This window comes from Streptomyces sp. NPDC047014 (genome assembly GCF_040644195.1).
Classification (GTDB): Bacteria; Actinomycetota; Actinomycetes; order Streptomycetales; family Streptomycetaceae; genus Streptomyces.
Genome location: NZ_JBEYVX010000009.1, coordinates 47,313 through 60,458, shown reverse-complemented (window position 1 = coordinate 60,458; position 13,146 = coordinate 47,313). Strand labels below are relative to the sequence as shown.

General features: G+C 73.7%; 10 protein-coding genes. 4 read left to right on the top strand and 6 right to left on the bottom strand.

Annotated elements, in window-relative coordinates; translation table 11 throughout:
• Nucleotides 1-157: 157 nt before the first annotated feature.
• Nucleotides 158-2,047 (top strand): ABC transporter ATP-binding protein, encoded by a 1,890-nt coding sequence (locus ABZ873_RS08505; RefSeq protein ID WP_360867226.1) that lies wholly within the window; start codon nt 158-160, stop codon nt 2,045-2,047.
• A gap of 7 nt (nt 2,048-2,054) precedes the next feature.
• A complete protein-coding gene (locus tag ABZ873_RS08500) occupies nt 2,055-2,438 on the top strand; it encodes a VOC family protein (protein WP_360867224.1) in 384 nt (127 codons plus the stop codon).
• Nucleotides 2,439-2,516: 78 nt separating this feature from the next.
• Here ABZ873_RS08500 and ABZ873_RS08495 read toward each other — a convergent pair whose 3' ends face one another.
• Together ABZ873_RS08495 and ABZ873_RS08490 are read right to left on the bottom strand one after the other, a co-directional pair.
• Complete coding sequence (locus ABZ873_RS08495; protein ID WP_360867221.1) at nt 2,517-2,864, bottom strand: hypothetical protein; 348 nt, start codon at nt 2,862-2,864, stop codon at nt 2,517-2,519.
• Between the two features lie 108 nt (nt 2,865-2,972).
• Nucleotides 2,973-3,683 carry an FCD domain-containing protein gene (locus ABZ873_RS08490; protein WP_360867218.1) on the bottom strand — a complete coding sequence of 237 codons (711 nt, stop codon included), beginning with the start codon at nt 3,681-3,683 and terminating at the stop codon, nt 2,973-2,975.
• 132 nt (nt 3,684-3,815) lie between these two features.
• Between ABZ873_RS08490 and ABZ873_RS08485 the strand changes: the two genes are divergently transcribed.
• Nucleotides 3,816-4,337 (top strand): gluconokinase, encoded by a 522-nt coding sequence (locus tag ABZ873_RS08485; protein WP_360867215.1) that lies wholly within the window; start codon nt 3,816-3,818, stop codon nt 4,335-4,337.
• A 12-nt stretch (nt 4,338-4,349) separates the two neighbouring features.
• Nucleotides 4,350-5,750 (top strand): gluconate:H+ symporter, encoded by a 1,401-nt coding sequence (locus tag ABZ873_RS08480; RefSeq protein ID WP_360867212.1) that lies wholly within the window; start codon nt 4,350-4,352, stop codon nt 5,748-5,750.
• 17 nt (nt 5,751-5,767) lie between these two features.
• On the opposite strand, the gene ABZ873_RS08475 is transcribed toward ABZ873_RS08480, so the two are convergent.
• The 4 genes from ABZ873_RS08475 to ABZ873_RS08460 all read right to left on the bottom strand — a co-directional run bounded on the left by ABZ873_RS08475 (nt 5,768) and on the right by ABZ873_RS08460 (nt 12,850).
• Complete coding sequence (locus tag ABZ873_RS08475; protein WP_360867209.1) at nt 5,768-6,727, bottom strand: hypothetical protein; 960 nt, start codon at nt 6,725-6,727, stop codon at nt 5,768-5,770.
• Nucleotides 6,728-6,783: 56 nt separating this feature from the next.
• Nucleotides 6,784-7,866, bottom strand: coding sequence for a cytochrome P450 (locus ABZ873_RS08470; protein WP_360867206.1), 1,083 nt, complete (start codon nt 7,864-7,866; stop codon nt 6,784-6,786).
• 556 nt (nt 7,867-8,422) lie between these two features.
• A complete protein-coding gene (locus ABZ873_RS08465) occupies nt 8,423-9,220 on the bottom strand; it encodes a serine hydrolase (RefSeq protein ID WP_360867203.1) in 798 nt (265 codons plus the stop codon).
• A gap of 138 nt (nt 9,221-9,358) precedes the next feature.
• On the bottom strand, nt 9,359-12,850 hold the full coding sequence (locus tag ABZ873_RS08460) for a S8 family serine peptidase (RefSeq protein ID WP_360867200.1): 3,492 nt from the start codon (nt 12,848-12,850) through the stop codon (nt 9,359-9,361).
• Nucleotides 12,851-13,146 lie beyond the last annotated feature (296 nt).

The following is a 13,146-nucleotide window of genomic DNA, read 5'->3' as shown; positions in this document are numbered from 1 at the left end:
TGCCAGCGAGCACCGACAGCCGGGACGGGCTTGGTTCTCCCTTTTCCGAAAGGGAGTTGAGGGCCGGACGGATGACGGACGGGCGGCGGGCAGATGGCCGACGACTGACGGACGGCTCCTTGACCTCAACTTTGGTCGAGGTCCTAGCGTGCGGCTCATGGATATGGAAGTCACCGCCTGGACCTCGCTGCACAGCGCCGTCAACGCCCAGCAGGACCGCCGCCCGTTCTCCCGGGCCGGTCTGCGCCGCGTCGCCGCCTTCGCCCGCCCGCACCGCCGCGGGATCGCCCTCTTCCTCCTGCTGAGCGTCGCGACCGCGCTGCTGGCGGTCGCCACTCCCGTGCTGGCCAGCCGGGTCGTGACCGCCATCGTGGAGGGCCGGGAGAGCGGCACGGTGGTCCGGCTCGCCCTGCTCATCGCGCTGATCGCACTGGCCGAGGCGGGGCTCGGGCTGCTGGCCCGCCGGTTCTCCGCCACGCTCGGCGAGGGGCTGATCCTGGACCTGCGGACGGCCGTCTTCGACCATGTGCAGCGGATGCCCGTCGCGTTCTTCACCCGCACGCGGACGGGAGCCCTCGTCAGCCGCCTCAACAACGACGTCATCGGCGCCCAGCGCGCCTTCGCCACCACCCTGTCCGGGGTGGCCGGGAACACCGTGACCCTGCTGCTGACCCTCACCGTGATGCTCAGCCTGTCCTGGCAGATCACCCTGCTGGCGCTGGCCCTGCTGCCGGTGTTCGTGATCCCGGCCCGCCGGATGGGCACGCGGATGGCGGCGATGCAGCGCGAGGCGTCCGACCTGAACTCCGCGATGGGCACCCAGATGACCGAGCGGTTCTCGGCGCCCGGCGCGACCCTGGTCAAGCTGTTCGGCCGGCCCGCCGACGAGTCCGCCGAGTTCGCGCTACGGGCCGCACGCGTACGGGACATCGGCGTGCGCACGGCCATGGCCCAGTCGGCGTTCATCACCGCCCTCACCCTGGTGTCGGCCCTCGCCCTGGCCCTCGTCTACGGGCTCGGCGGCTTCTACGCCCTGCGCGGCAGCCTGGACGCCGGTTCCGTCGTCGCCCTCGCCCTGCTCCTGACCCGGCTGTACGCCCCGCTGACCGCGCTCGCCGGTGCCCGCGTCGAGGTGATGAGCGCGCTGGTGAGCTTCGAGCGGGTCTTCGAGATCCTGGACCTCAAGCCCCTCATCACGCAGAAGCCGGACGCCCGCCGGGTGCCCGAGGGACCGGTGTCCGTCGAGTTCGACCGCGTCTCCTTCGGCTACCCGGCCGCCGACAAGGTCTCCCTGGCCTCCCTGGAGGAGGTCGCCGTACTCGACGACCGGGGCGGTACGCGCGTCCTGCACGAGGTGTCCTTCCGCGCCGAGCCGGGCCAGATGATCGCCCTGGTGGGCTCCTCCGGCGCGGGCAAGTCGACCGTCGCGCAGTTGCTCCCGCGGCTGTACGACGCCGACGCGGGCACGGTCCGGCTGGGCGGGGTCGACGTACGCGAGCTGACGGCGGACTCGATCCGCGACACGCTCGGCATGGTCACGCAGGACGGCCACCTCTTCCACGAGTCCGTCCGGGCGAACCTGCTGCTGGCCCGGCCGGAGGCCACCGAGGAGGAGATCTGGGAGGCCCTGCGCCGGTCGCGGCTGGACGGGCTGGTGGCCTCGCTGCCGGACGGTCTGGACACGGTGGTCGGTGAGCGCGGCTACCGGCTGTCGGGCGGGGAGCGGCAGCGGCTGACCATCGCCCGGCTGCTGCTGGCCCGGCAGCGGGTGGTCGTCCTGGACGAGGCGACCGCGCACCTGGACTCGACCTCGGAGGCGGCGGTGCAGGAGGCCCTGGGCGAGGCGCTGGCGGGCCGGACGGCGGTGGTCATCGCGCACCGGCTGTCGACGGTGCAGGCGGCGGACCTGATCCTGGTCGTCGAGGATGGCCGGATCGTGGAGCGGGGCACGCACGGTGAACTGCTGGCGGCGGGCGGCCGGTACGAGGAGCTGTACCGCACCCAGTTCGCGGTGTCGGGCGGCGGGGCGCCGGTGCCGGGAGCATGATGCTGGGATGGACATCAAACTGGAACTGGTCGCCGTGCCCGTCACGGACATCGACCGCGCCAAGACCTTCTACGAGAAGATCGGCTTCAACGCCGACCACGACGTCACGGTCAGCGAGGAGATCCGCTTCGTCCAGCTGACCCCGCCGGGCTCGGCCTGCTCGATCGCGATCGGCCGGGGCCTGACCCGTATGACGCCGGGCTCGCTCGACAACCTCCAGGTGGTCGTCACCGACATCGAGGCCGCGTACGAGGACCTGCGCGGCCGGGGCGTGGAGGTGACGGAGATCCAGGACCTGCCCTGGGGGTCCTTCGTCTACTTCTCCGACCCGGACGGCAACGGCTGGGCGGTGCAGCAGACCACGCCGCGCCAGGGAGCCGGCGGGGCCTGAGCGGGGCGGTGAACGGGCCCCGGAACCGCGTGCGCGGTTCCGGGGCCCGTTTCCGTGCCGCGAGCGGGGCGGGCGGGGTCACGCCTCCGCGGTGGCGTGGTGGTGGTCGAGCTCCCAGGCGTGGTGCTTGAACTCGTGGCGGAAGTCGCCGTGGTCCTCCCACTGGCGGGCGATGCCCCGCAGCACGTCCCAGTGGTGCTCGACGGACTGGTCGATGACGCGGCGCGTGGCCTGCTCGGCGGAGTCCCGCTGGGCGATGAGGCCCTTGACGGCGGACGCCTCCAGGACGGAGTTGCGCAGGGCGCGCAGCGCGCGGGAGGTGTCGTCCATGGCGAAGCCGTGCTCGCTGCCCGTCGACTCGTCGAACAGCGGGGTGAGCCGCGCCTCGATGAAAGCGGTGATGCGCTCGAAGTGCTGCACGTCCATCGGGGGCTCCTTCTCCTGCCGGGCCGTGGAACGGGCCCGGCGTCTGCACTGTTCCTGCTGGTCGCCGCCATTATCCCGAAGGCGCGGGGCGGCTACGCCGGACGGGCCTCAGGGGGCCAGGACGTCCAGTTCCTCCAGGGCGCCCACCGCGATCCGGCGGGTCAGGGCCTCGGCGCGGGCCGCGTCGCCCTCGCGGACCGCCTCCGCCACCTGGACGTGCAGGGTGACCGCCGCCGGGTCGGGGTCGTGGAACATCACCGCGTGCTCGGTCCGGCCGGTCAGGACCTCCGCGACCACGTCACCGAGCCGGGCGAACATCTCGTTCCCGGAGGCGTTGAGCACCACCCGGTGGAAGGCGATGTCGTGGTGCAGGTAGCCGTCGAGCTGGTGGCCGCGCGAGGTGCGGACCATGCCGAGGGCGGCTTCGGTGAGCGCGGCGCACTGCTCGGGCGTGGCCAGGCTCGCCGCCAGACCCGCCGCGACGGGCTCGATCGCGGAGCGGAGCACGGTGAGCGAGCGCAGCTGGCGGGGCCGGTCGGGGCCGGCCAGCCGCCAGCGGATCACCCGGGGGTCGTAGACGTTCCACTCGTCGGTGGGGCGGACGGTGACGCCGACCCGGCGCCGGGACTCCACCAGGTGCATCGACTCCAGGACGCGGACGACCTCGCGCACGACGGTGCGGGAGGCGTCGAAGGACCCGGCGATCTCGTCGGTGCGCAGGACGCTGCCGGGCGGGTGCTCCCCCGCGGCGATGGCGAGGCCGAGGGTGTCCAGCACGCGGGAGTGGAGGCCCTGTGCGGGACTGCCTTCGGTGGTCATGGCGTAAGCGTACGGTCACGCCCGCGTCGGTGAAAGATGCGATGTTTTTCACCCGGGTCTTGAATACGTAGTACTTAATGCGCTCTAGTGGGGCCACGAACCGATGTCGACGAGGACAGCGAGGTAGGCGGCGTGAGCACCCAGCGCGTCATTGTGGTGATGGGCGTGGCCGGCACGGGCAAGACGACCGTGGGCCGGCTGCTCGCCGAGGAGCTCGGCGTCCCGTACGCGGAGGGCGACGCCTTCCATCCCCCGGCGAACGTCGCCAAGATGTCGGCCGGCGTCCCGCTGGACGACGCGGACCGCTGGCCGTGGCTGGACGCCATCGGTGAGTGGATCCGCAACAGCGCCGGGCGGTGCGGCGGCGTGATCGCCGCCTCCTCCCTCAAGCGGGTCTACCGCGACCGGCTGCGGGCCGCCGCCCCGGGGGCGGTGTTCGTCCACCTCACCGGTGACCGCCCGCTGATCGAGCGGCGGATGGCGGAGCGCAAGGGGCATTTCATGCCGACGACCCTGCTGGATTCGCAGTTCGCCACGCTCGAACCGCTCCAGGAGGACGAACCGGGCGTCGTGGTCGAGGTCGCCGGCTCCCCCGAAGAGATCACCGAACGGGCCCTGGCCGCCCTCAACTGGCTCAGCACACAAGAGAACTGAGGAAACGTCACCGTGACCAGTCTCAACGTCGAGACACTGGCAGCGGCCGGCACCGCACCGATCACCTCGGCCGGGAACACCCAGCTGGGGATAGCCGTCCTCGCGGGCATCGCCGTCATCGTCCTGCTCATCACCCGTCTCAAGCTCCACGCCTTCCTCGCGCTGACGGTCGGCTCCCTCGCCCTCGGTGTCTTCGCGGGCGCGCCGCTCGCCAAGACCATCGCGAGTTTCACCGCCGGACTGGGCGCCACGGTCGCGGGGGTCGGCGTACTCATCGCGCTCGGTGCCATCCTGGGCCGGCTGCTGGCGGACTCCGGCGGCGCCGACGAGATCGTCGACACCATCCTGGCGCGCGCCAAGGGCCGGGCGATGCCCTGGGCGATGGTGCTCATCGCCTCCGTGATCGGGCTGCCGCTCTTCTTCGAGGTCGGCATCGTGCTGCTGATCCCGGTGGTGCTGCTCGTGGCCAGGCGCGGGAACTACTCACTGATGCGGATCGGCATCCCGGCGCTGGCCGGACTGTCGGTCATGCACGGGCTGATACCCCCGCACCCCGGCCCCCTCGTCGCCATCGACGCCCTGCACGCGAACCTCGGTGTGACCCTCGCGCTCGGTGTCGTCGTGGCCATCCCCACCGTGATCATCGCGGGCCCGCTGTTCTCCCGGTACGCGGCGCGGTGGGTGGACATCCCGGCGCCCGAGCGCGTGATCGAGCAGCAGCGCCCCGCCGCCGAGGCGGAGCACCGGCCCCGGTTCGCGGCGACCGTCCTCACCGTGCTGCTGCCGGTGGTGCTGATGCTCGTCAAGGCGCTCGTCGACATCGTGGTCAACGACCCGGACAATCCGGTGCAGCGGGTGACCGATGTGATCGGCTCTCCGCTGATCGCCCTGCTCGCGGCGGTGCTGGTGGGCATGGTCACCCTGGGGCGGGCCGCCGGGTTCAGCCGGGAGCGGATCTCGGCGACGGTGGAGAAGTCGCTCGCCCCGATCGCGGGGATCCTGCTGATCGTCGGCGCGGGCGGCGGCTTCAAGCAGACGCTCATCGACATCGGCACCGGCCAGATGATCATGGATATCTCGAAGAACTGGGCGGTCCCGACCCTGCTGCTGGCCTGGCTGATCGCCGTGGCCATCCGGCTGGCCACCGGCTCGGCGACGGTGGCCACCATCTCGGCCGCCGGGCTGGTCGCACCGCTCGCGGCGGACATGTCCACGACCGGGACGGCGCTGCTGGTCCTGGCCATCGGTGCGGGCTCGCTGTTCTTCAGCCATGTCAACGACGCCGGCTTCTGGATGGTGAAGGAGTACTTCGGGATGACCGTCGGCCAGACCTTGAAGACCTGGTCGGTGATGGAGACGATCATCTCGGTGGTGGGGCTGGGCTGCGTGCTCCTGCTCTCGCTGGTGCTGTAGGTCCTGGACCCGGCGGTTCAGCCGTCCTGGAGCTGGGCCGCGGCGAGGGCGAGGCCGGAGGCCGCCGTCGCGCAGCGGGTGGCGAGCCGTTCGACCTCGGCGCGGAGCGCCGCGTCCCGCGGGTCCTGCCATCCGGCCGTACGGGCCGCCCCGCGCAGCCGTACCGCGTGCGAGCTCAGGGCGCTCGCGTGGCCGTCCAGGCTGCCGTGCCGCCGCCGGGCGGAAGGCCGTGGCGGGCGCGAGGGTACGGGGCGGAGTACGGGGCGCTCCACGGGTCCGCGCGCGGGGCCCGGCTCCGGCCCGGCGGCGGGGGATGCGGGGAGGCCCGTACCCCGGTCGCAGAACGCGCGGACGGCGGCGCCGAGTCCGAGGAGCGGGTCCGCCGTCTCGGCCCGGCCGGTGGCGATCTGCCAGCCGGCGTGGTCGTTGAAGGGGTTGGTGTCGGTCAGGGCGTCCCAGGCGAGGATGTCCGCGAACGAGGGAGCCAGCAGGGCGTAGGCGTGCCCGGCGCCCCGCTCGCGCTCGATGCCCCGGAACAGCCGTACGGCCTCGGCCTGGCGGCCGTCCTCCACCGCGCGCAGGACCGCCGCCGTGCCGGGATCCGCCAGCAGTTCGGGCCGGGTCGCGCCGGCCGCCCGGATCCGCGCGCGGAGTCCGCAGACGGCGATGCTGATCGCCAGGCTCTCCCGGCCGGCCAGGATCCCGGCGAGCCGTCCGGCCCGTGCCACTCCCCTGCCACGGGGCGCCCAGCCGAACCCGGCCGGTTCCGTGAGGGTGCGCAGCAGGGTGCGCCAGCCCCGCCTCGTACCGCCTCCGCGGGTGAGCGCCGCGGCGGGCAGGCGCGCGCCGAGGGCCAGGCCGGAGGCGTACCGGGCGGCTTCGCCGACCGCGTCGGCGGCCTCGGCAAGTGCGCGGCACGGGGCGTCGAGCAGGTCGACGTCCGGGGCGGTGGACGCGGAGGTCGCGGCGTCGGGCATGGGATCGGTCCTCGGGGGGTCGGGGGGATGCAGGCAGGGATGTGCGTACGGGTCCGTCAGCGGCGGCGGAGGGCGAGGCGGACGGCGTACGGGTCCACGGTCATCGGCAGCGGTCCGACCGGGTCGAGCACCGGCCGGCTGCCGGTGATCCGGTGGGTGCGCAGCAGCTCGGCGCAGAACGCGGCCGTCACCATCAGGCCGAGCTGGTCCCCCGGGCAGCGGCCGCCGCCGTGGCTGAAGGGGGCCATGCGCGTGTCCTGGTCGGCGCCGGGGTTCTTCCAGCGGCCGGGTACGAAGACGTGCGCGGCCGGGACCCGTTCGGGGTCGCGCTGGTGGAAGGCGACGGGCAGCAGCACGGGGGTGCCGGGCGGGTGGCGTACGCCGCGCCATTCGGTCTCGGCGTGGGTGATCCGGATCAGCTCGGGCACGACGGGGTACAGCCGCAGGGCTTCGCGTACGCAGGCCCGCAGCCGGGGCAGTTCCCCGCGGGCCGGCCCCGCGGCCACCTCGGCGGAGGCTTCGGCCGCGGCCGCGTCCTGCTCGGCGGGGTGCGCGCCGAGCAGGAGCAGGGTGCGCAGCAGGGTCTGGGGCACGGCGTCCATGGCCACCAGCCAGAGCCGGGCCTCGTCGGTGTGGGGCGCGGCCCGCGTGACGAGCGCGGCGTCATCGGCGTGGCGCGCGTATCCCTCGATCCGGTCCCGGACCTTGCCCTCCAGCACCCGGGTCATACGCGGGCCCTTGCCACCGGCGCACAACTGGGCCAGCCAGCCGGCAAGTTCAACATCATCCGCGGCGGCATCACCGAGCACGATCCGGCGTGCGGCCCGGTGCACGGCGCGCCGGGCGCGGGCGAGGTCGAGTCTCCCGTCGGCGCTGAGCTGCCGAGCCTCCTCGGCGACGACCGCGAGGATGGCCCCGGCCGCGGGATGCACGGCCACCCCCGCCCCGAGCGCGAGAACACTCACCTCCCGCCGCTCGGCCCGCGCGTCACCCCGGGAGCAGTCGGCACCGTCGGCACCGGGGCAGGCCCGCGCAGGCTCAGCCGCGAACACGCCCGCGGGCTCGTCGTAGAACCGCCGCAGATCCCGGGGATCGAGCAATACCAGCACGCTCTTCCCGCCCCGGGTCCGCACCACCACGGGCGCCTCCCCCTGCCGGGAACGCACGGCCCGCAGCACGGCCCCGGAAACAGCCACCCCACCCGTCCGGCGCCACGGCGGAACCAGCCCCCTCAGCCCGCTCCCCGGCACGCCTCCGACCCGCCCGCCGACCACGGCCTGAGCGGGCGCGACGGCCCCCGGCAGACCGACCCGACGTCCCCCGAACACCGACCCGCCGACGGCCCGCACGCGCCGGCGCGCGGAACGGGACCGGGCTGATGTGGTGCCGGGCCCGGCCGCGGAGCCTGAGGGGTGCGGGCAATCCGTAACACCGGGCGCGGCCTCGGCCCCCGAGGTGTGCGCGGCCACCGGCTCGGCCGGGAGGTCCTGAGCGGGCGGGCTCCCCGGGCCGGTGGCCGTCGGGGTGGGGTGGGGCCGTACGGCGGCTCGGGTGGCCAGGGCCCGGACGCGGGCCTTGAGGCCGGTCAGGGCAGCCCCTTGGGCCTTGCGCATCCGGTACCTCCGCAGCGAACGACGACGGGCGGTGACTTCGGCATCACCGTACGTCCCGGTCGTCGGCCGCGCGCTCCGAGGGCTACACCCGGGGGACCACGGCCGGGGCGGCGAAGACGGCCTCGCGGAAGGCGCTCCGGAGCGGGCCGTCGGGGGCCGCCCCGGAGGGCAGGAGTACCGCCCAGCGGCCGTGGCGCGGGGAGACCCACAGGGCGGGGCCGGGGTCCGTCGGGCCGTGGTGGGTCCAGACGCCGTGCGGGGCGGGCTGCCACAGCAGGCCGCGTGCGGGGGTGAGTTCGCCGGTGCGGATGCGGAGGGACTCGGCCGTCCAGGCGTGCGTGAGGGGGGACGGCCCGTCCGCCGTGCCGTCCGGGTGGAGCAGGCGAGTCAGGAAGCGGATCAGGTCGGCGAGGGGCGCGTGGAGCCGGCCGCTGTCGAAGCGGGTGCCGGACATGCCGAGGGGCCGCCAGACCCGTACGTCCGCCAGCTCGGCCAGCGGGCTGCCCGTGAGGCGTTCCACGAGACGGGTGAGCGCGGCGGCGCCGCCGGGGCGGGTGAGCAGGTGGTGAGCGGTGGTCCCGGCCGGGGCATCGGCCGCGACGGGCTCACCGTAGGCGGCAAGCGGCGTGTGCAGGCTCAGCACCCCCTCGTCGACCAGGCTGCCGACGACGGGCCAGAGCGCGAGCACCGCCGCCAGCCCGTCGACGTCCAGGGCGGGGGCGTCCGGGTCGCTGCCGGGAGACCCGGACACGGCCCCCGGGTCCGGGCCGGGAGAGCCGGCCTCCGCGCCCTCCGGGCCCCCTGCGGCCCATACGGCTCCGGGGTCCGTGGATTCCACGAGGGTCCGGACGGTTTCGGCCTGGTCGCTCAGGAGCGTCATGGTCGCTCACGCTAACGAGACACGGCGCGGACCCGGGCACCTCGCGGCGAAGTCGCCGCGCTGCCACCCGAATGCCGCGCCGGGGTCGAAGGAGGAGGGAGGGGGCGGGGCGGGTGCCCCGCCCCCTCCCTCACCGGCTCAGGGCCGGTCCGGGCGGTCCGTGACCCGGAGGGTGTTCAGGAGGGGCTTGCCGTAGCCCTTGTGGGTGATGAAGCGGAGGTTCAGGGTGCCGTCCGTGACCGTGACCGTGTAGCTGCGGGTCAGGGCCTTGTAGGTGCCTGCCTCCAGGGAGATGTCCAGGGAGGGCAGGACCTCCGTGCCCTCCGCCAGGACGTCGAAGACGCGCTTGTTCGGCTTCGTGGAGGACAGTTCCGCGAAGCCGAGCTCCACCGTGTAGGTGCCGTTCGGCACGTTGTCGAAGCGGTATTCGTACATGCCCTCGCGCGCGTTGCGGAACAGCCGCTGCTCGTCCGTGCCCGCGATCGTGCGGCCCGTGGAGACCACGTCCCCGCCGCCCTGGTAGCCGTACGAGCCGGCCGTGTACTTGCGGTCCGGGGACCAGGCGTCACCGAGGGCGTCCGTGGAGCCGTAGCCGGAGCCCGCGTCCAGGGCGACCAGGTAGCGCGGTACGACCACCTTGACCGGGACGGTCAGCACCGGGGTCCGGCCGCTCGCCGAGGTGATCTTCAGCTCGGCGGTGAGGACCGCGCCCGGCGCAAGCCCGGTGGTGTCCACCGCCAGGCCGACGGCGGCTTTGGCCCCCGTCGGCAGTTCGCCCGCCGCGGGCGTGGCCGTCAGCCAGGGGGCGCTCTCGGAGACCGTGAAGGCCGTGCCGAGGCCCGGGTTGGTCAGCTCCAGGGTGCGGGTGCGCTGCTGGTTCGCCGGGAGGACGACCTCCACCGACGGCGCGGAGGCGGTCACCCTGCCGGTGCGCAGGGACTGCGTGACCGAGGTGACGTCGGCGGCCTTGACGTCCACCGTCGCCGTCGCGGACTCGTACTGCGGGGCGGTGAGGGAGACCGGCCGCGCGCCCGACGGCGCCTGGACCACGTATCCGCCGTCCTGCGCCGTGGTGGCGGAGACCGCCGTGTCCCCGCTGCCGACGGTGACCGTGGCGCCCGCGACGCCGCCCCCGTCGTTCGCGTCGAGCACCCGGCCCGCGACCACACCGCTCTTCGTGGTGCGGAAGGCGATGGACAGGCCGTCGCTGAGGACCGCGGTGTTGAAGGAGTACGCGAAGGCGTCGGTGCCGGTGGCGTTCTCCACGCCGATGGTGGCGGTGGAGCCGCCCTTGATGCCGGTGCCGCCGGTGCCCTTGTAGGCGTAGGAGACGGTGCCGTCCTCGCCGATGGACGCCGAGAAGGAGAACTTGTCGGCCTGGGCCGACCAGTGGGACACCTCGCGCCACTCGATCACGTAGCTCCGGTGCGGGGCGGTACCGGTGACGGCGGTGAAGACGCCCGAGCCGCTGCCCGCCGCGCCGACGACCAGGTCGTCCCAGAAGGGGTACAGGGCCGCGTTCGGGGTCGCCGTGCTGGGCAGGTCGCCGTTGATGTCGCCGGTGTGGTTGCCGCCGAAGCTGACGGTGCCGTTCGTACCGATCCACGCCTGGCCGTACGTCTTCCCGTACAGCGGGAGCGGGAAGGGCAGGTCGATGCGCTCGGTGGTGTTGTCGCCGGTGAGGGCGAGCTGCTGGGTGCCCGCGACGTACGGCCGGTCGCCCGTGGTGGCGCAGGCGTAGCCGTAGGAGTCGGTCCGCTCCGGCAGGGTGACGGTCACGGTGGTGTCACCGGCGACGGTGACCTTGGCGGTGCCCGCGGTGAGGCAGCGGGAGGTGTGGGTGGCGCGTACGTCGTAGGTGCCGTGCGGGAGGGTGATCTCGAAGCGGCCCTGGGCGTCCGCGGTGGCGGTCACCGGGGTGCCCGCGATGGTGACGGCGGCGCCGGGGGCGGGGCCGGTGGCCGAGGAGACGGTGCCGGTGAGCCGGCCGGAGGCGGCCTGGGTCAGGGTGAAGTCGCCGGTGGCGGTGGTGTTCTCGGTGACGGTGGCCGTCGCGGTCTGGTCCCCGTAGCCGAATTTGGCGGCGGTCAGGGTGTACTCGCCGACCGAGAGGGCGGGGAAGCTGTAGCCGCCGTCGGCGCCCGTCGTGGTCGTACGGTCGATCGGGCCGTCGGCGGTGATCTTCACCCCGGCCAGCGGCTGCCCGCCGGAGCGGACGGTTCCGGCGAGGGCGCCGAGGGCCCCGCGCGGGGCGGCGTCGACGGCGGCGAGGACGTCGAGCCGGCCCTCGCCGAAGACGTTGTTGTCGGCGGCGCTGCCCCCGCACTGGCTGCTGTCGGTGTCCAGCGCGGTGCCGTCGAGCAGGGCCTCGGTCTGCGCGATGTCGCCTTCGAGGGCGGGCGCGGCGGACCAGAGCAGCGCGACGGCCGCGGCGGTGTGCGGGGAGGCCATGGAGGTGCCGGAGAACGCCTCGTAGGCGCCGCCGGGCACGGAGGAGCGGACGTTCACGCCGGGGGCGGAGATATTCGGCTTGACGATGCCGCCGGGGCCCGCGCCACGCGAGGAGAAGGAGGCGATCGCGTTGTTGATGTCGAAGGCGCCGGAGCTGTAGGAGCTGGCGTAGTCACCGGGTGAGCCGGCGGTGGAGCAGCCGGGGCCGGAGTTGCCGTTGGAGAAGGCCGGGAAGATCCCGGCGGCCCGCCAGGTGTCGACGATCTGCTGGTACCAGGTGTCGCCGCCGGAGCCGCCCCAGGAGTTGTTCACGATGTGCGGGGCGAGATCGGGCCGCGGGTTCTGGCCGTTGGCGTCCGTCGGGGCGACGATCCACTGGCCGGAGGCGAGCAGGGACGCCTCGGAGCAGGAGTTGGACTCGCAGCCCTTGGCGGCGATCCACTTGGCTCCGGGGGCCACGCCGATCTTGTTGGCGCCCCCGTCGTCGCCGACCATCGTGCCCATGGTGTGCGTGCCGTGGTCATTGTTGTCGCAGGGTGCGGCGGTGCCGCAGACTCCGGCCGGGTCGAACCAGTTGTAGGCGTGGTCGTAGCTGCCGTCGGCCTTCTTGCCGCGGTACTGGTTGCTGACGGCCGGGTGGGTGTAGTCGACGCCGCTGTCGATGTTGGCGACGACGATGCCCTCGCCGCGCACACCGGTCCGCTCCCAGACCTGCGGGGCCTTGATCCGGTCGATGTTCCACTCGACGGCGTCTGCGGCGGCCTGCTCGCGCTTGCCCTCGGCGGGCTTGGGCAGCTCCACCTTGTCGTCGGCGTCGATGCGCGCGACCTCGGGGCGCTGGGCGAGGGTCCCGGCCAGCTTCTCGCTGCCGACGACGCGCAGGGCGTTCACGATCCAGTACGAGGTGTACTCGGCGCCCGCGCCCCGCAGGGCCTTGACCACCTCGGCCTGACTGCGCGCGGCGTGGTCGCGCTTGGTCCGCAGAACCGTTTCCGCCTTGGCGGCGCGGGTGGTCTGCCCGCGTGCGGCGGTCAGATCGGCGGCGCTGTCGAGGTAGACCCAGAAGACGGCCTTGCCGGAGGCGTCGAGCTGGGTGCGCAGCTTGGGTTCGATCTTGCGCTCGGCCGCGGTCGGCGCCGGTACCGGGTCCGCCGCGGCCGCGGCGGCGCCCGCGCCCACTGGCAGGAGCAGGACCGCGGTGACGGCGGCGAGCGCCGCACGTAAGGACCGGGAGGGCCGAGGGGGCCTTGAGGACCGCATGAGCCACGAGCGCCGCGGCACCCGTGCCGGTTCGCCTGGTTGTGAAGATCGTGAGGACCGTGCGGACCGGTTGTCGCGTGGGGCCACGTGTTGTCTCCTCGTACGCCGTGTGCGGGATGTGCGGGAAGGGTGCGCGTGACGTGCGGGGGTCATGCTGAATCAGCGGTCATGCTCATTACAAGAGGGCCTAATGAGCGTGATGCGCCGTATCCGGC

Excerpts from the sequence above, each read along its gene's own strand:
- ABZ873_RS08495 (WP_360867221.1), bottom strand. The coding sequence starts at position 2,864 with ATGGACGTGCAGCACTTCGAGCGCATCACCGCTTTCATCGAGGCGCGG.
- ABZ873_RS08475 (WP_360867209.1), bottom strand. The coding sequence starts at position 6,727 with ATGCCCGACGCCGCGACCTCCGCGTCCACCGCCCCGGACGTCGACCTG.
- ABZ873_RS08465 (WP_360867203.1), bottom strand. The coding sequence starts at position 9,220 with ATGACGCTCCTGAGCGACCAGGCCGAAACCGTCCGGACCCTCGTGGAA.
- ABZ873_RS08500 (WP_360867224.1), top strand. The coding sequence starts at position 2,055 with ATGGACATCAAACTGGAACTGGTCGCCGTGCCCGTCACGGACATCGAC.
- ABZ873_RS08505 (WP_360867226.1), top strand. The coding sequence starts at position 158 with ATGGATATGGAAGTCACCGCCTGGACCTCGCTGCACAGCGCCGTCAAC.
- ABZ873_RS08490 (WP_360867218.1), bottom strand. The coding sequence starts at position 3,683 with ATGACCACCGAAGGCAGTCCCGCACAGGGCCTCCACTCCCGCGTGCTG.